Annotated in this window: 17 protein-coding genes and 1 tRNA gene; 13 read left to right on the forward strand and 5 right to left on the reverse strand. The window is 71.4% G+C overall.

Annotated features, from left to right (window positions below; genetic code table 11):
* Positions 1-2: 2 nt before the first annotated feature.
* The 3 genes from ACYU7L_RS09805 to hemQ are packed head-to-tail and all read left to right on the forward strand — an operon-like array spanning position 3 to position 2,646.
* A complete protein-coding gene (locus tag ACYU7L_RS09805; protein WP_460795596.1) occupies positions 3-518 on the forward strand; it encodes an SRPBCC family protein in 516 nt (171 codons plus the stop codon).
* Complete coding sequence (gene hemG / locus ACYU7L_RS09810; protein WP_460795598.1) at positions 515-1,900, forward strand: protoporphyrinogen oxidase; 1,386 nt, start codon at positions 515-517, stop codon at positions 1,898-1,900. Before ACYU7L_RS09805 ends, hemG begins: the two co-directional genes overlap by 4 nt.
* Before the next feature lie 47 nt (positions 1,901-1,947).
* Complete coding sequence (hemQ, locus tag ACYU7L_RS09815) at positions 1,948-2,646, forward strand: hydrogen peroxide-dependent heme synthase (RefSeq protein ID WP_460795602.1); 699 nt, start codon at positions 1,948-1,950, stop codon at positions 2,644-2,646.
* A gap of 118 nt (positions 2,647-2,764) precedes the next feature.
* On the opposite strand, the gene ACYU7L_RS09820 is transcribed toward hemQ, so the two are convergent.
* The gene (locus ACYU7L_RS09820) at positions 2,765-4,153 is read right to left on the reverse strand and encodes an FAD-binding oxidoreductase (RefSeq protein WP_460795605.1); all 1,389 of its coding nucleotides are present in this window, start codon (positions 4,151-4,153) and stop codon (positions 2,765-2,767) included.
* A gap of 166 nt (positions 4,154-4,319) precedes the next feature.
* Between ACYU7L_RS09820 and ACYU7L_RS09825 the strand changes: the two genes are divergently transcribed.
* On the forward strand, positions 4,320-5,462 hold the full coding sequence (locus ACYU7L_RS09825; RefSeq protein WP_460795608.1) for a response regulator transcription factor: 1,143 nt from the start codon (positions 4,320-4,322) through the stop codon (positions 5,460-5,462).
* Here the strand turns inward: ACYU7L_RS09825 and msrB are convergent.
* Positions 5,440-5,838, reverse strand: a complete 399-nt coding sequence (msrB, locus tag ACYU7L_RS09830; RefSeq protein WP_460795610.1) for a peptide-methionine (R)-S-oxide reductase MsrB — start codon at positions 5,836-5,838, stop codon at positions 5,440-5,442. The two genes, ACYU7L_RS09825 and msrB, sit on opposite strands and share 23 nt — an antisense overlap.
* A 99-nt stretch (positions 5,839-5,937) precedes the next feature.
* Here msrB and ACYU7L_RS09835 point away from each other — a divergent pair, with 99 nt between their 5' ends.
* The 4 genes from ACYU7L_RS09835 (at position 5,938) to ACYU7L_RS09850 (ending at position 9,933) form a co-directional block, all read left to right on the forward strand.
* Complete coding sequence (locus tag ACYU7L_RS09835) at positions 5,938-7,032, forward strand: ferredoxin reductase (protein ID WP_460795613.1); 1,095 nt, start codon at positions 5,938-5,940, stop codon at positions 7,030-7,032.
* 92 nt (positions 7,033-7,124) lie between these two features.
* Positions 7,125-8,384, forward strand: coding sequence for a fatty acid desaturase family protein (locus ACYU7L_RS09840; RefSeq protein ID WP_460795616.1), 1,260 nt, complete (start codon positions 7,125-7,127; stop codon positions 8,382-8,384).
* Complete coding sequence (locus ACYU7L_RS09845) at positions 8,384-8,830, forward strand: hypothetical protein (RefSeq protein ID WP_460795618.1); 447 nt, start codon at positions 8,384-8,386, stop codon at positions 8,828-8,830. Before ACYU7L_RS09840 ends, ACYU7L_RS09845 begins: the two co-directional genes overlap by 1 nt.
* 20 nt (positions 8,831-8,850) lie before the next feature.
* Entirely contained in the window at positions 8,851-9,933 is a 1,083-nt protein-coding gene (locus ACYU7L_RS09850) for a DNA polymerase domain-containing protein (RefSeq protein ID WP_460795620.1), read from the forward strand.
* 121 nt (positions 9,934-10,054) lie between these two features.
* On the opposite strand, the gene ACYU7L_RS09855 is transcribed toward ACYU7L_RS09850, so the two are convergent.
* Together ACYU7L_RS09855 and ACYU7L_RS09860 are read right to left on the reverse strand one after the other, a co-directional pair.
* Entirely contained in the window at positions 10,055-10,603 is a 549-nt protein-coding gene (locus tag ACYU7L_RS09855) for a hypothetical protein (protein WP_460795623.1), read from the reverse strand.
* A 24-nt stretch (positions 10,604-10,627) separates the two neighbouring features.
* The gene (locus tag ACYU7L_RS09860; protein WP_460795625.1) at positions 10,628-11,773 is read right to left on the reverse strand and encodes an ATP-dependent DNA ligase; all 1,146 of its coding nucleotides are present in this window, start codon (positions 11,771-11,773) and stop codon (positions 10,628-10,630) included.
* Positions 11,774-11,837: 64 nt separating this feature from the next.
* On the opposite strand from ACYU7L_RS09860, the gene ACYU7L_RS09865 reads away from it, so the two are divergent.
* From ACYU7L_RS09865 to pth, 5 genes are all read left to right on the forward strand, one after another.
* A tRNA-Gln gene (locus ACYU7L_RS09865) sits at positions 11,838-11,916 on the forward strand.
* A 1-nt stretch (position 11,917) separates the two neighbouring features.
* Positions 11,918-13,357, forward strand: a complete 1,440-nt coding sequence (gene glmU / locus ACYU7L_RS09870) for a bifunctional UDP-N-acetylglucosamine diphosphorylase/glucosamine-1-phosphate N-acetyltransferase GlmU (protein ID WP_460795629.1) — start codon at positions 11,918-11,920, stop codon at positions 13,355-13,357.
* 135 nt (positions 13,358-13,492) lie between these two features.
* On the forward strand, positions 13,493-14,464 hold the full coding sequence (locus tag ACYU7L_RS09875) for a ribose-phosphate diphosphokinase (protein WP_460795632.1): 972 nt from the start codon (positions 13,493-13,495) through the stop codon (positions 14,462-14,464).
* 266 nt (positions 14,465-14,730) lie between these two features.
* Positions 14,731-15,378, forward strand: a complete 648-nt coding sequence (locus ACYU7L_RS09880) for a 50S ribosomal protein L25/general stress protein Ctc (RefSeq protein WP_460795635.1) — start codon at positions 14,731-14,733, stop codon at positions 15,376-15,378.
* Positions 15,379-15,409: 31 nt separating this feature from the next.
* Positions 15,410-16,009 (forward strand): aminoacyl-tRNA hydrolase, encoded by a 600-nt coding sequence (gene pth / locus ACYU7L_RS09885; RefSeq protein ID WP_460795637.1) that lies wholly within the window; start codon positions 15,410-15,412, stop codon positions 16,007-16,009.
* Positions 16,010-16,293: 284 nt separating this feature from the next.
* Here pth and ACYU7L_RS09890 read toward each other — a convergent pair whose 3' ends face one another.
* Positions 16,294-17,076, reverse strand: a complete 783-nt coding sequence (locus ACYU7L_RS09890) for a TetR/AcrR family transcriptional regulator (RefSeq protein ID WP_460795639.1) — start codon at positions 17,074-17,076, stop codon at positions 16,294-16,296.
* Positions 17,077-17,339 lie beyond the last annotated feature (263 nt).

Consider the following 17,339-nt stretch of genomic DNA (forward strand, 5'->3'; position numbering starts at 1 on the left):
GGATGGCATCGGACAGCGCTGACCACACCTCCGAGCGACGCGTCTGCGTGACCCGGGACCTCGCGGCCTCCGCCGGCGAGGTGTTCGACCTGATCAGCGACCCTCAGGGCCATGTCCGCATCGACGGCTCGGGGATGCTGGTGGCCACGTCGCGGGCCGACCGGCTCAGCAGGGTCGGCGACAGCTTCTCGATGGACATGGACCGCGAGCCGCTCGGCGATCTGCCGATGGGGCGCTACACGGTCGTCAACACCGTCACCCGGATCGTCGCCGACCGACTGCTCGAGTGGAGCGTCGGGGCCGAGGGACGCACCCCGATCGGCCACGTCTACGGCTATGAGATCGAGCCCCTCCCGGACGGCGGTGCTCGCGTCACGTCGTACTGCGACTGGACCGACCTGCACCCCAAGCTTCGCGACCGGCTGTCCTTCCCCGTCGTCCCCGCCTCGATGCTCGAGGCGTCGATGGACAACCTGCAGGAGCTGCTCGAAGGACCGTCTGAGACATTGGGGGAGTGAGCACAACACGGCAGGTCGTAGTCGTCGGAGGGGGCCTCGCGGGGCTCTGCGCAGCCCGGGCCCTGGCAGCCGCGGGGCACGAGGTCCGCGTCCTCGAGGGGGCCAGTGAGGTCGGCGGCAAGATCCGTCGTACGGCGGTCGGCGGCGTGGTCGTCGACGTCGGGGCCGAGGCGATGCTCAACCGCCGTCCCGAGGCGGTCGACCTGGCCCGCGAGCTCGGGCTGCCGATCGAGCACCCGACCGGCGCCTCCTCCCAGGTGTGGACCCACGGCGCGCTGCGCCCGATGCCGCGCTCGCTGATGGGCGTGCCGCTGGACCTGCCGCAGCTCGAGGCGTCCGGCGTGATGTCGGAGGCCGGGATCGCGCGGGTCCGCGAGGAGCCGACCGTGCCTCCCACGGTGCTGGCCGACGACGAGGACGTCTCGGTCGGCTCGCTGGTGGGCTCACGCTTCGGCGAGGAGGTCGTCGACCAGCTGGTCGAGCCGCTCCTGGGCGGGGTCTACGCCGGTGACGCACGGGCCCTCTCGGCGCGCGCGACGGTGCCGATGCTGGTGGCGATGCTGCGCCGCGGCTCCCTGCTCGAGGCGGCCGCGGCCATGCCCGCCCCCTCGGGCACCCCGGTCTTCGCCGGGCTCCGCGGGGGGATGGGGCAACTCACCGAGACGCTCGCCGCCTCCGGGGACTTCGCGGTCGAGGTCGACGCGCCGGTGCGCGAGCTGCGTCGCACGGACGCGGGGTTCGAGCTCGTCGTCGGGCCGACGACGGCCCCGCGCACGATCGCCGCGAGCGACGTCGTCCTCGCCACGCCCGCGGCCCCGACGGCCAGGCTGCTGGGCGACCTGGCGCCCGCGGCGGCTGCCGAGCTGGCCGCGATCGACTACGCCTCCATGGCGGTCGTCACCTTCGCCTTCCGGGCCGCCGACCTGCCCGAGCTGCCGGGCTCCGGGTTCCTGGTGCCGCCGGCCGACGGGCGCCGGATCAAGGCGTCCACGTTCTCCGGCAACAAGTGGGACTGGGTCCGTGAGGCCGGCCGGGGCGCCGGACCGGCGGGCGAGGACCTGGTGATGCTGCGCACCTCCATCGGCCGCCACCGCGAGGAGGCGAGCCTGCAGGTGCCCGACGAGGAGCTGGTGCGGGTCTCGCTCGAGGACCTGGCCGAGGCGGCCGGCATCCGCGCGACGCCGTTCGCGACCCACGTCCAGCGCTGGGGCGGCGGGCTTCCCCAGTACGCCGTGGGCCACCTGGACCGCGTCGCCCGGATCCGCGCGGACATCGCCCGCGAGGTCGGTCCCCACCTGGTCGTGTGCGGAGCGGCGTACGACGGGGTGGGCATCGCGGCGGTCGTGGACTCCGCGCAGCGGGCGGCGGCCGCCCTGGGGTGAGCCGACCCCCGCTACGGAGCGCTCGGGGCCAGCGGCACAATGGATCCATGACGTCCAACGCAGCCCGGGTTCGCGAGATCAACGACTCCATCCGCTACACGATGTGGTCGGTCTTCAAGCTCGATCGGGTGCTCGGCGACGCGGACCGCGTGGCCGAGGCCACCGAGGTCGAGCAGCTCTTCAAGGCGCTCGACGCCGAGGGCGTCGTCGTGCGCGGCGTCTACGACGTGAGCGGCCTGCGCGCCGACGCCGACCTGATGGTGTGGATCCACGCGGAGACCTCCGAGGAGCTGCAGGACGCCTACAACCGGTTGCGTCGTACGGCGTTCGGGAGTCGGCTCGCGCCGGTCTGGTCGCAGATGGCACTGCACCGCCCCGCCGAGTTCAACAAGTCGCACGTCCCCGCGTTCCTCTCCGACGAGGAGCCGAAGAAGCACGTGTGCGTCTACCCGTTCGTGCGCTCCTACGAGTGGTACCTCCTCGACGACGCCGACCGCCGCCGGATGCTCGCCGACCACGGCAAGATGGCGCGCGACTACGCCGACGTGCGTGCCAACACCGTGTCCAGCTTCGCGCTCGGGGACTACGAGTGGATGCTCGCCTTCGAGGCCGACGAGCTCTACCGGATCGTGGACCTGATGCGTCACCTGCGCGGGTCCGAGGCCCGCCGCCACGTGCGCGAGGAGGTGCCGTTCTACACCGGTGCCCGCGCCGAGGTCGCGGAGCTCCTCAACCGCCTCCCCTGACCCCCAGTCGGCGCAGTTCCACTGCCGAGTCGGCGCAGTTCCACTGCCGAGTCGGCGCAGTTTCACTGCCGAGTCGGCGCAGTTTCACTGCCGAGTCGGCGCAATTTCACCGCGGCACTCAGCCGGCGACCGGGTGATTGGCCACGAACAGGCCCTGCGGGTCGGACCCGGCGCGGATCCAGGCCAGGCGCGCCCAGACGTCGGGGTCGAAGGCGTCGCGTGCCCGGCCGGTCGCCTCGGTGAAGTTGAGCGCCACCTCGGGCGTGCACCACGCTGACATCGCCGCGACCAGCCGCTCGGCGTCGGCCAGGCCGGCGGCGGCGATCTCGGGCGTCGGCGCGACCGCGATGCCCTGGAGCAGGTACGGCGATGCGATGCGGGACAGCGCCCCGCCCCCGGGAGCCGGGCGGGCCACCGCGCCCCCGAGGTGGCGCACCTCCGCGAAGAGCAGCGACGAGGCGGACCCGTCGCCGACCTCGGCCAGCAGGGCGGCGACGGCGTCGTCCCCGAAGGAGCCCAGCATCGCGTGGGCGCCGACCGCGGGGGTCGGCCCGGGCGGGTCCATGTGGATCTGGGTGACCGCCGGCGTCGGCACCCGCGCGAAGGTGTCCAGCTCCGGGTCCAGCGCCCGCAGCGGCGCCAGTAGCTCGGCGGCCCGCTCGTCGTCCTCGAGCACCGCGCCGTCGATCACCACCAGCTGGCGCCCGCTGAGGAACGGCGGCAGCTCGGGCAGCGGCGGGAGGCTCATCACCCGCAGCGAGGTCGTGACCGACTCCGGCAGCCCCCGGGTCCACCGGGCCCACGCCCGCACCACCTCCGGTGCCCGGTCACGAGGCCACAGCAGCATGCCGGCCTGCACGTCGGCGAGCTCGAGCAGGCGCAGCTCCAGGGCGACGACGACGCCGAAGCTGCCGCCGCCGCCGCGCACCGCCCAGAAGAGGTCGCTGTGGTGCTCGGCGTCCGCGCGGACGAGCGTGCCATCGGCGGTGACCACCTCGACGGCGCTGACCCAGCTGCAGGCCAGACCATGCTGGCGGGCATAGAACGAGAGCCCGCCGCCGAGGGTGTAGCCGGCCACCGCCACGTCGGGGGCGCTGCCGTGCAGCACGCCCAGCCCGTGCGGCGCGACGGCTGCGACGACGTCGCGCCACAGCGTTCCGCCGAGGATCCGGGCGACACGTGCCTGGGGATCCACGCTCACCCCGATCAGCTCGGAGAGGCGGAGCAGGACGACGTCGTCGAGGCCGCCGTCGGCCAGCGGGCGGGCGGCGTGGCCGGTGCTCTGAGGGGCGACCCGCAGACCCGCGGAGGCGGCGGCACGCACCACGTCCACGACGTCGTCGGCGTGACGGGGGATCGCGACCGCTGCCGGTCGCTGGTCGACGGCGACGTTCCACGGCGCCCGCTGTGCGTCGTACGACGGGTCGCCGGGGAGGTGGACGGCACCCCCGCACAGGCCGCGCAGGGACTGCGCGGCGGTGGTCGCGAGGGTCGACTCGATGCTCATGTGTGCTTCCTTGGGGGATCGGGGGTCGGACAGCCACCGTGCCGTCGGTCCCCGGGGCCCCGCCATCCCTTTTCGCCGGGTGGTTCTCCTCCGGTCTCGAGGGTGGTCCAGACCCCCCACAAATGTGGGATGTCGCCGCGCCGCGCGTCGCCGCACACTCGGGTACATGCCCGGAGGTCTGCTCGGCGAGCGTGTGCGCCGTGACGTCGACGTGGTCGCGCGCGCCGGGCTGCCCCTGGAGTCGTTCCTGGCGGAGGGAGTCGAGTCGGTGTCGCGGGCGGTGGCCTGGGCGGGTGCCTGCCTGGCCACCCACGACCCCGGAACAGGACTCCTCACCAGCGCCCGGAAGTACGGCGCGCTGCTGGGGCAGGACACCCACGACCATGAGTTCGGGCTGATCGAGTACGGCACCGTCGAGCCGACCACGTTCACCGAGCTGGCCGCCGCGCCGATGCCTGCTGCCGGGGTCCACCACCTGACGCGCGGGGAGGTGCAGCGCTCGGGGCGGATGAGCCGCTTCATGATCCCGCACTTCGGGTTCAGCGACGAGCTGCGCCTGGTCTTCCGGGAGGGCCGCCACACGTGGGGTGCGATGGCACTCTTCCGCGGCCCCGACGACGCCCCCTTCGCCGAGGCCGAGGTCGCGTTCCTGGCCTCGCTGGCACAGTCCTTCGCGCGCGGGGTGCGGGCCGGGATGCTCTCCCGGCTGGCGGACGTCACGGGGTCGGCGCCGGTCAGCGGCCCCGCGGTGCTGGTGGTCGGCGGGGACGACGCGATCGTGCAGACCAGCCTGGACCTGGAGGAGCGGCTCGACACGCTCTTCCCCGGGAGGAGGCGGGCCGACGTGGTCGCGCTCATCGGGTCCCTGGTCGGCGCCGCCCGCGGCTATGCCCGGGGGCTGGTCCCGCAGCCGCCGCGGGCACGGGTGCGGGCGGCCAACGGCATGTGGCTGGTGCTGCACGCCTCGCCGCTCAGCGCTGCGGGTGAGCGTGTCGGCGACGTGGTCGTGACCATCGAGGAGGCGCGCCCCCCGGAGATCGTCTCGTTGGTGGTGGCCGCCTTCGACCTCACGCCGCGCGAGCGCGACGTCACCCAGCTGGTGCTGCAGGGGGTGGACACCAAGCAGATCGCGGCGTCGCTGCATGTCTCGACCTACACCGTCCAGGACCACCTCAAGTCGGTGTTCGACAAGGCCGACGTGCGCAGCCGGCGCGAGCTCATCTCCCGGGTCTACTTCGAGCAGTACGTCCCGCGGATGGGTGCCGAGCTGGGCCCGGCGGGCTGGTTCAGTCCTTGGGCTCCAGCGTGAGCGCCACCGAGTTGATGCAGTAGCGGTCGCCCGTCGGGGTGCCGTAGCCGTCGGGGAAGACGTGGCCGAGGTGCGAGCCGCAGCTGGCGCAGCGCACCTCGGTGCGCTTCATGCCGAGCGAGGTGTCCTCGATGTACTCGATGGTGTCGCTCATCGGCTGGTAGAACGACGGCCAACCGCAGCCGGAGTGGAACTTGGTGTCCGAGCGGAACAGCTCCGCGCTGCACGCCTTGCAGCGGTAGACGCCGGTCGTCTCGGTGTCGTTGTACTCACCGGTCCCGGGACGCTCCGTGCCGGCCTGGCGGAGCACGGCGTACTCCTCGGGCGAGAGCTCCGCACGCCACTGCTCGTCGGTCTTCTGCACCTGGTAGTTCATGGCTCAACCGTACTCGCGGCTCCGAACCGCCTGCAGAGGCGAGCCCCGAAGAGTGAACACTGTCTTGACCCGTTGGGTCTACAGATGTTCACTGACCCAATGTCACTCTCGACGCCGCGTGTGCGGCCGGTGCGCTGGGAGCGGGTCCGCTCGGTGGGCTCGCGGCTGACCACGCCGCTGCACCCCGACGACTACCTGTCGATGGTCAACCCGCTGTGGTCCGCGCGCGAGCTGCGCGGCCGGGTCGAGGAGGTCATCCCCGAGACCGAGGACGCCGCCACGCTGGTGATCCGTCCCGGCTGGGGCTGGCGCTACGACCACCGGCCCGGGCAGTACGTCGGGATCGGCGTGCAGGTCGACGGCCGGTTCCAGTGGCGCTCGTACTCCGTGAGCTCGGCCCCCACCCGCAGCGGTAGGACCATCGCGATCACCGTCCGGGCGATGCCCGAGGGACTGCTCTCCAGCCACCTGGTCGGTGGGCTCGAGCCGGGGACCATCGTCCGGCTGGCGCTCCCGGAGGGCGACTTCGTGCTGCCCGACCCGCCGCCGGCCAGGATGCTCTTCCTCGTCGGCGGCAGTGGGGTGACCCCGGTGATGGCGATGCTGCGCACCCTGGACCGGCGCGGCACGATGCCCGACGTCGTCATGCACTACTCCTCCCCGACGCCGGACCGGATGATCTTCCGCGACGAGCTCGACGCGCTGACCGAGAAGCACGACGGCCTGACGCTGCACCCGCTGCACACCGACATCGACGGCATGCTCGACCTCCGGGCCGACCTCGACCGGATCTGCCCCGACTGGCGCGAGCGGGAGACCTGGGCCTGCGGGCCCGGCCCGATGCTCGACGCCGCCGAGGAGCACTGGGAGTCCGCGGGGCTCGCCGACCGGCTGCACCTGGAGCGGTTCTCGCTCAAGCTCGGCGGCGACGGGGGAGAGGGCGGCACGGTGACCTTCCGCAACTCCAACAAGACCGCCGAGGTCGACGGTGCCACCACGATCCTCGAGGCCGGTGAGCAGGCCGGTGTCGGCATGCCCTACGGCTGTCGGATGGGGATCTGCCACACCTGCACGCTCACGCTCGTCTCCGGGACCGTGAAGGACCTGCGCAACGGCGACGAGTTCAACCAGCCGAACGAGCCGGTGCAGACGTGTGTCACGTCTGCGGTCGGCGACTGCACGCTCGACATCTGATCTCGACGTCGGGCGCTGGATCTCGACGTCGGGCGCTGAGCGCCCTGCTCGATCAACGGCTACTGCTCGATCAACGAAGGAAGGGGATTTCCGTGGCTATTGCGGACGTCAAGGAGTACACGCACCTCAGCGAGGACGAGGTCGAGCAGATCGGCCGCGAGCTCGACGCGATCCGCGCCGAGATCGAGGAGTCGCGCGGCGCCGCGGACGCGGCGTACATCAACCGGATGATCCGGATCCAGCGAGGCCTCGCCGCGGGGGGACGGGTCGCGCTGATCGCGAGCGCCTGGTCGAGGTCCGCCGGCGTGCCACGGGTGCGCAAGCCGGCGTGGGTCGCCGGCACCGCGATGCTCGGGCTGGCCAAGATCCTCGAGAACATGGAGATCGGCCACAACGTCATGCACGGCCAGTGGGACTGGATGAACGACCCGGAGATCCACTCCAGCAACTGGGAGTGGGACACCGCGCAGCCGGCCGAGCAGTGGAAGCACTCGCACAACTACATCCACCACCAGTTCACCAACGTGCTCGGCTACGACAACGACATCGGCTACGGCATCCTGCGGATGGCGCGCGAGCAGAAGTGGCACCCCTACTACCTGGGCCAGCCGGTCTACAACGCGCTGCTGGCGACGCTGTTCCAGTGGGGCGTCGCCCTGCACGACCTCGACCTGGAGCGGATCCGCAAGGGCGAGAAGGACCCCAAGGAGATGAAGCGGCAGCTGCTCCAGATCGGGCGCAAGATCCGCCGCCAGATCGCCAAGGACTATGTCGTGTACCCGGCGTTGGCCGGCCCGGACTTCCGCGCCACGCTGACCGCCAACGCGACCGCCAACCTCGCGCGCAACCTGTGGTCCTACATGATCATCTTCTGCGGGCACTTCCCCGACGGGGCGCTGCACTTCACCGAGGAGGAGATCGAGGACGAGACCCGCGCGGAGTGGTACCTGCGCCAGATCCTCGGCGCCGCGAACTTCCAGGGCGGTCCGCTGCTGCACATCCTCTCGGGCAACCTCGGCTTCCAGATCGAGCACCACCTCTTCCCGGACCTGCCGAGCAACCGCTACGCGCAGATCTCCGAGCGGGTCCGCGCCCTGTGCGACAAGTACGACATCCCTTACACGACCGGGCCGCTGCACCGGCAGTACGGCCAGGCGCTGCGCACGATCATGAAGCTGTCCCTGCCCAACCACATGACCAGCAGCGACGACCCGGCCCCGCCGGAGCGCGGCGACACCTCCGACGAGGGGGCCCGCGACCGGCGCCGCCGCTCCGACGCCGAGCGGCCGCCGCGCCGCAGCGAGCTCGGCGGCTGGTCGCGCCGTGCCTCGCAGTGGGGAGCCGACGACTGATGGACCCCGCGCCGCGCTCGTTCTCCGAGCTCCCGACCGACCCCGACCTCGGCGTGCCGGTGCCGTTCGCCTGCGGCACCGGCGAAGCCGGGGCGCCTCCCTCGGCCCGAGAGCTCGACCGGCGCCGGGTGACCCAGTGCGCGCTGAGCCGGGTCTGCGGGATCTGCGGCGCCGGACTCGGACGCCCGGTGGCGTTCCTCGGCTCCGAGGACGAGGCCGCCCGCAACGAGTTCCACTTCCCGCCCACCCACCTGACCTGCGCGCAGGCCCTGCTCACGTCGTACGACGCGGTGGGCGTGGCCGTGCTGGGCCAGTTGATCCGCCTCGACCGCTGGGTGCTCGTGACGACGGGTGGGTTCGAGTTCGTCCGGGCCGGGCGCGACCAGGTGGACAGGCGACCGGTCTTCTCGCCCAACTCGGTGCTCGAGGAGAGGCGCGTGGGGTAGGGCCCGGCTAGCCTTTCGCCATGGCGAAGCCCCCTGCAGCCGAGGTCGACGCCGGCGGGCGCGCCGTGCGTGTCTCCAGTCCGGACCGAGTGATCTACGAGGCGACCGAGCGCACGCCGGAGATCACCAAGCTGATGGTGGCGGAGTACTTCGCCGCCGTCGGCGACGGACTGATGCGTGCCCTGCGCGACCGACCGACCGCGCTCGAGCGGTGGCCGTCGGGTGTGCGCGAGGGCTTCCGGTTGGCCACGGGGCCGCAGGACAAGGACGCCGAGGCGTTCTACCAGAAGCGGATCGCCAAGGGCGCGCCCGACTACGTCGAGTCGGTGGAGATCGCATTCCCGTCGGGGCGCAAGGCGGCCGAGATCTGCCCGACCGAGATCGCGGTCCCCGTCTGGTGCGCCCACATGGGCACGTTGACCTTCCACCCCTGGCCGGTGCGGCGCGCCGACGTCGACCACCCCGACGAGCTGCGCATCGACCTCGACCCCCAGCCCGGTACGACGTTCGCCGACGCCGTGCGGGTCGCCGGACAGGCGCGGGTGCTCCTCGAGGAGCTCGGCATCGAGGGCTTCGCCAAGACCTCCGGCAACCGCGGCGTGCACATCTTCGTGCGGATCGAGCCGCGCTGGGACTTCGTCGACGTCCGGCACGCGGCGATCGGGTTCGGCCGCGAGCTGGAGCGGCGCGACCCCGGCGTCACCACCGCGTGGTGGAAGGAGGAGCGCGGCGAGCGGATCTTCGTCGACTACAACCAGAACAGCCGCGACCGGACCATCGCGTCCGCCTACTCGCTGCGCCCGCTGCCCGGGGCGCCGGTCTCCACACCGGTGACCTGGGAGGAGCTCGCCGAGCTCGAGGACCCGCGCGTCTTCAACCTGACGACGGTGCCGGATCGGCTCGCGGCCCACGGCGACCCCTGGGCGACGATCGACGATCGCGCGTTCTCGCTCGAGCCGTTGCTGGGGCTGTGGGAGGAGCAGGGCGCCGTCGAGCTGAACTATCCGCCCGACTATCCCAAGATGCCCGGTGAGCCGCCCCGGGTGCAGCCCAGCAAGAAGGTCGCCGCGCACTGGGACGAGGCGGGGCAGCGCATCGAGTGAGCCGGCGGCTGGTGGGGGCTGCAGGTTTCCCCGGTCGACCGGGGAAACCTGATGTTGTCGGCCGAAACTTCGCCCGACATGTTCAGCGATCCCCGGTCGACCGGGGAATCCGACAGCAGGCTCAGACGCCGGTGACGCCCTCGCCTCCGCCGGCCTGCTCGTCGAAGCTCTCGTGCTCCAGCAGGTGCAGCACCGGGACACCGAGGTGGCGCCGGGCCCGGGAGGTCCAGTCGACGTGGAAGAACTCCGCCACGACGTGGGGGCGGGTGAGGATGATCGCCTCGCGGCCGTCCACCGCCTTGACCTTGGCCGCCAGCGCGTCGACCGGCGATTCCGTGGCGACGTCGCCGACGGCGTCGGCCCCGACCGCGCGCAGTGCCGCCAGCGTGGTGGCCAGGTCGGCCTGCGAGGTCTCCAGGCACTCGCGACGCACCTCGTCGAGGTCGACGTCGGACAGGACCAGGCCGGGGGTGCCGAGCATGTCGCCGGCACCGAGGGTGCCCATCGAGGCCTCGACCCGGCCGGCGGCGTCCTCCACGGGCATCAGCACGTGATAGCGGACCGGCTGGTCCAAGGACTCGTGCAGCGTGATCACCTGGGCCGCATCGGCGGCCGAGAGCGCCTGCTCCACAAGCAGCACCACGTCGTAGGTCGCGGTCGTTTCGGCCATCGCGGGGTGCCTCCAGAGATCGGGTCAGCTGACGTCGAGGATCCTACTCAGGTCATAGCCCACGGGTTCGTCCAACTGGGCATAGCCGCACGACTCGGGGTCGCGGTCGGGCCGCCATCTCTTGAACTGTGCGGTGTGCCTGAGCCGACGGCCCTCCATGTGGTCGTAGCCGACCTCCAGCACCAGTGCCGGCGTCAGTGGCACGAACGACAGGTCCTTGCCCGCGCTCCACCGCGACTGCGTCCCGGGCACCCGGTCGGGGTTTGCGATCGCCCCGCCGGTCGCCCCGCCCGCCGCCATCCACTCGCCCCAGGGGTGCTCCTCCACGGGGCAGACGAACGGCGCCAGCTCCTCGATGAGCTCGGCGCGTCGCTTGGCGGTGAACGAGGCGGCGACCCCGATGTGCTGCAGGGCCCCCTCCTCGTACAGCCCGAGCAGCAGGGACCCCAGCAGCGGTTGCTCGGGGGTGGAGGTCTTGTGCAGGCGGTACCCCGCCACGACGACGTCGGCGGTGCGCTCGTGCTTGATCTTGAGCATCGTGCGCGCGTTCGGCTGGTACGGCGCGCCGAGGGGCTTGGCGACCACTCCGTCGAGCCCGGCCCCCTCGAACTGGGTGAACCACTCCTCGGCGAGCGCCGGGTCCGTGGTGATCCGGGTCAGGTGGCAGGGGCCCGTCCCGTCGAGACCGCTCAGCGCCTGCTCCAGGGCGGCACGGCGCTCGGCGAACGGCCGGTCGACGTAAGACGTGTCGCCCAGCGCGAGCAGGTCGAAGGCGACGAAGCTGGCCGGGGTCCGCTCCGCGAGCGTCGCGATCCGCGAGGCGGCCGGGTGGATCCGCTCCTGGAGCACCTCGAACTGCAGCCGGTTGCCGCCCGGTGCGGCCGCGTCCTCCTGGGCCACGAACAGCTCGCCGTCGACCACGCACCGCTCCGGCAGCTGGGTGAGCACGGCGGCCACGACCTCGGGGAAGTAGCGGGTGAGCGGCTTGGTGTTGCGTGAGGCGAGCTCGACCTCGTCGCCGTCACGGAACACGATGCAGCGGAAGCCGTCCCACTTGGGCTCGAACGCCAGCCCCGGGACGTCGCCGACGCCGTGGCGGGCCGGGTCGGGGATCCCCTTGACGGACTTGGCGAGCATGGGTTGGACGGGCGGCATCACAGGCAGGTCCACGCAGCCGACAGTAGCGGCGAGGCGCGACGACAGTAAGGTGTGTGCCTGTCCCCGAGGGGATCGATCCCCGGTTGGTCTGCCGGCAGGGCCCGCCTGACTTTGAATCAGGATTAGCGACGTAGGTTCGACTCCTACCCGGGGAGCGTGGATAACCTCACCGTCATCGTCCTTGCCGCCGGCGGCGGCACCCGGATGAAGTCCAAGACCATGAAGGTGCTGCACCCGGTCTCCGGGCGCAGCATGATCGGTCACGTGCTCGCGGCCGTGGCCGGAGTCGAGCCCGACCGCGTCGTGGCGGTCGTCGGCCACCAGCGCGAGCAGGTGGGCGAGCACATCCGCCAGCTCCTCCCCGATGCGGTCCTCGCGGTGCAGGAGACCCAGGAGGGCACCGGGCACGCGGTCCGGGCGGCGATGTCGGCGCTGGACGGGACGGTCACCGGCACCGTGATCGTGACCGCCGGCGACACCCCGATGCTCACCGGCGAGAGCCTGCGCGCCTTCGCCGCCGACCACGAGGCGGCGCAGCGCGCCGTCAGCATCCTGTCCGGCGTCGTGCCCGACCCCTTCGGCTACGGGCGGGTCGTGCGCAACGCGGAGGGCGACGTCGAGGCCATCGTCGAGGAGAAGGACGCCACCCCCGAGCAGCGCGACATCCGTGAGATCAACTCCGGCATCCTCGCCTTCGACGCAAGCTTCCTGCTCGAGGCGCTGGAGGCGATCGGAAACGACAACGTCAAGGGTGAGTACTACCTCACCGACGCGGTCCAGATCGCCCGCGACGCCGGGCTCAACGTCGGTGCCTGGCAGATCGACGACGTCCGTCAGACCGAGGGCGCCAACGACCGCGCACAGCTGGCCGCGCTCGGCCGGGAGATGAACCGCCGCATCGTCACCCGCTGGATGCTCGACGGCGTCAGCGTGATGGACCCCGACACCACCTGGATCGACGCCGACGTCGTGCTCGCCGAGGACGTCACGATCCTGCCGGGCACCCAGCTGCTCGGGGCGACCGTGGTGGGGGAGGACGCGGTCGTCGGCCCGGACACCACGCTCAAGGACTGCGAGGTCGGCGCCGGCGCGCGCGTCGTACGCACGCACGGCGAGCTCGCGGTGGTGGGCCCCGGCGCGAACGTCGGGCCCTTCTCCTACCTGCGCCCCGGTACGACGCTGGGCCGCGGCGGCAAGATCGGAGCCTTCGTGGAGACCAAGAACGCCGCGATCGGCGACGAGGCCAAGGTCCCGCACCTGTCCTACGTCGGCGACGCCGAGATCGGCGAGGGCACCAACATCGGGGCCGGCACGATCTTCGCCAACTACGACGGCGTCGCCAAGCACCGCACGGTCGTCGGGCGCCACGCCAAGACCGGGTCCAACAACACGTTCGTCGCGCCCGCGACGATCGGCGACGGGGCGGGCACAGGCGCCGGGACGGTGGTCCGCGGCGACGTCCCCGCGGGGGCCCTGGGCGTGTCGTCCGGCCCGCTGCGCATCGTCACCGGGTGGACCCGGCGTCGGCGGCCCGGTACGGCGCAGGCCGAGGCGGCCGCGGCAGCCGAGGATGGGAACACAGCAGACGGAGTGTGACCAACGTCGTCCCAGATGGCGGGTGCACGGTTTGGGAGGGGTGCCCACCGTGGGGGAGGATGCCCGAGGGTTTCGGCCAGGGTTTTCGGCCAGGGTTTCTGTGATGTACCTAGGGAGCGGCATAGCGTGAGCGGAATGAAGCTGAGCACCGAGAAGAACCTGATGCTCTTCAGCGGCCGGGCCCACCCCGACCTCGCGGAGGAGGTCGCCGAGCTGATCGGCACGGGTCTGGTGCCGTCCTCGATGTACGGCTTCGCCAACTCCGAGCTCTACGTGCGCTACGAGGAGTCCGTGCGCGGCTCCGACGCGTTCGTCCTGCAGAGCCACACCGCTCCGGTCAACGAGTGGATCATGGAGCACCTGATCATGGTGGACGCGCTCAAGCGCGCCTCCGCCAAGCGGATCACGGTCGTGCTCCCGTTCTACGGCTATGCCCGCCAGGACAAGAAGCACCGCGGCCGCGAGCCGATCTCGGCCCGCCTGATCGCCGACCTCTTCAAGACCGCCGGCGCCGACCGGCTGATCACCGTGGACCTGCACGCCGACCAGATCCAGGGCTTCTTCGACGGCCCGGTCGACCACCTGATGGCGCTGCCGATCCTCGCCGACTACGTGCGGGAGAAGTACGGCCGCGAGCAGCTCGCCGTCGTCTCGCCCGACGCCGGCCGGATCAAGGTGGCTGAGCGCTGGTCGGCCCGCCTCGGGGGAGCCCCGCTGGCCTTCATCCACAAGACCCGACGCACCGACCGCCCCAACGAGACCGTCGCCAACCGGGTGGTGGGCGAGGTCAAGGGCCGGATGTGCGTGCTGGTCGACGACATGATCGACACCGGTGGCACGATCGTGAAGGCCGCCGAGGCCCTGATGGCCGAGGGCGCCGCCGGCGTGATCATCGCCGCCACCCACGCGATCCTCTCCGACCCGGCTGTCGACCGCCTGAAGAACAGCTCGGCCGTCGAGGTCATCGTGACCAACACGCTGCCGATCGCCGAGGACCGGCACTTCGACAAGCTCACGGTCCTCTCCATCGCGCCGCTCCTGGCGCGGGCGATCCGTGAGGTCTTCGAGGACGGCTCGGTCACCTCGATGTTCGAAGGGCACGCCTGAGCGTCCCCGGGAGACCCCGGGTGTCCTCGGGTGGGCCCGGGTGGGCGCGATTCGCACCTGAGGCAGCCGCGGGCTAGACTTCTGCGGTTGCCTCGGCGAGGGAGTGCGTCCATCCGGACGCCGACTCCGTGATCGACAGGGCTGGCCACAACCTTCACCGGTGCGCCGCGCTGACTCGATCGCGCGGCGTTTTTCGCGCTCCGGCCCGGCAGCCGACGACCCATTGCACACATCCCCGCACCACCCACGCACGAGGAGTCCTGAGCATGTCTGCCGAGAAGATCAAGGCCGAAGCCCGCACCGAGTTCGGCAAGGGAGCGGCGCGCCGCATCCGTCGTGACGACAAGGTGCCCGCGGTCATCTACGGTCACGGCAACGAGCCGGTCCACGTGACCCTGCACGGCCACACCATGATGCTGGCCCTGAAGAAGGGTGGCGCCAACGCGCTCGTCGAGCTCGACCTCGACGGCGAGCTCCACCTGGCGCTGGCCAAGGAGGTCCAGCGCGACCCGATCAAGGGCTTCCTCGAGCACATCGACTTCGTCGCGGTGACCCGCGGCGAGAAGGTCACCGTCGACGTCCCCGTCCACGTGACCGGTGACGCGGCTCGCGAGACCCTGGTCGTGACCGAGAACTCCACGGTCCAGATCGAGGCCGAGGCCACGCACATCCCCGACGCCATCGAGCTGTCCATCGAGGGCGCCGCGGCCGGCACGCAGTTCTCCGCCGCCGACCTGGTGCTGCCCAAGGGCTCGATCCTGGTCACCGACGGCGAGACGCTGATCGTCAACGTCACCCAGGCCCAGACCACCGAGCAGGTCGAGGCTGAGCTGGAGGAGGCCGAGGCAGAGGCCGGCATCGAGAAGGACGAGAAGGACGACGAGACGCCCGCCGAGGGCTCCGACTCCGAGTGATCTCGACGCCAGGGCCGGGGAGAACCAGACCATGAGCGAGTCCACGCCAGACGTGTGGCTCGTGGTCGGTCTGGGGAACCCCGGCCCTGGCTATGCCGGCAACCGGCACAACATCGGCTATCTGGTGGCCGACGAGCTGGCCGCTCGGATGCGCGCGCCCTTCCGTGCTCACAAGTCCGGGCGGGCCGAGGTCGTGGAGGGGCGTGTCGGCGCGCCCGGGACCCCGGGACCCCGGGTGGTCCTTGCCCGACCCCGCTCCTACATGAACGAGGTGGGTGGCCCGGTCTCCACCCTCGCGAAGTTCTACAAGGTCGCCCCCGACCACATCATCGCGATCCACGACGAGCTGGACATCGCCTTCGGCACTCTCCGCACCAAGCTCGGGGGCGGCGACAACGGCCACAACGGGCTCAAGTCCATGCGCGGCTCGCTCGGCACCGGCGACTTCTACCGCATCCGGGCGGGCATCGGTCGGCCCCCGGGGCGCCAGGACGTGGCCGACTTCGTGCTGTCGGACTACTCCAAGGTGGAGCGCAAAGAGCTCCCCTTCCAGATCGGGGACGCCGCGGATGCGGTCGAGTGCCTGATCACCGAGGGCCTCGAGCGCACTCAGCAGCAGTACAACTCCTGACGGCCCCCGTGGCTCCCGCACCTGCTCGAGGTGGCCGAGGAGACGCGCGAGCACCTCCGATCGGCCGCGTGGCACGAGCGGTACCGTGCTGCACCTGCCGTTGTCGTGGTGGGCTCGCGACGTCGACCGGGAATGGCTGCTGTCGCTCGCCGACGATGGCGTGGGGTACGGCCTGCGCCATGCGCGCCCCGGCTTCTCCGCCGTCGTCCAGGCCGCCCTGGGATTCCCTCGTGGGCCGCGGCCCCGAGCGTGAGCCGGTCGGGGAGGGGCCGGTCGGGGAGAGGTCAGTCGGGAGTGGGGCGGAGGAACCCGGCTGCCTCGAGCACGGTCTCCAGGTGTGCCACGTAGCACTCGTCGAGGTTGGTGAAGAACCACCCCAGCTGCCCGGTGATCTCGAGTGAGACGTAGCCGTGCAGGGCGGTCCAGACCATCAGCAACAACCCGACCGGGCCGCTGTCCAACGGCTCCACGGCGTCCGCCACCAGGGCCTGCCGAACCTGCTGCAGGGCCTCGCTCAGCTGCAGCTGGCCGTCGAAGCGTGCCCGGGACGGGTCCAGCTCGCCCGACCGGGCGGCATCGAAGAAGGTCTGCAGGGGAGCGGCGTAGAACTCGTGCAGGGCAGCGGCCATGTCGACCTCGCTGCCCGAGAGCAGGAAGGCCTGGTCGGTGGTGAAGATCAGGTTGAACTCGGCCCGGTTCTCGAGTGCCCACTCCCGGTAGGCGATGCCCATGGCGCGGCAGCGGTCCCAGGTGGAGTCGGTCGTCACGCTGTCGCGGGCAGCCCGCAGCGCCAGGGCTGCGGAGGCGTAGGCGTCGGCGGCGACGGCGGCCACCAGCGCCTGCTGGGAGCTGAAGTAGCGATAGATCGCGGAGGGGGCCAGACCCACCTCGCGGGCGACGGCACGCAAGGAGAGCTGTCCGGCGCTCTGCAGCGTCAGCTGCTCACGGGCGGACGCTTTGATCTCCTCGGTCGTCAGCCTGCGGACCTGCTCGCGTCGGGACAGACGCGGCTCCTCGGGTTCCCCGGAGGGGGCCTGGGGTGACGAGGTGACACTTCCCGCCGACACGTGATTCCTCTCGCGAGATGGGTCCCCCTGGGCGTTCCTGCGCTGTCACACCCTACTGGGATCCGCAGTTCAAACGTGCCTCGCCCGTCCGAATCAATGGGACATGAAGCACATTTCGCGAGGCGTGACCTCCTGGGGATGGGTTCGTTGACAACACTGTTCGCATAAGTGGACGGTGTTCTCGTTGTCCTCTCGGGACTCACTGCGCCGTCCATCCCGCCCCACTCGCAGCGAAGGGACACCGATGTCACACGGCACACTCA

The organism is Nocardioides pacificus, from assembly GCF_054775955.1.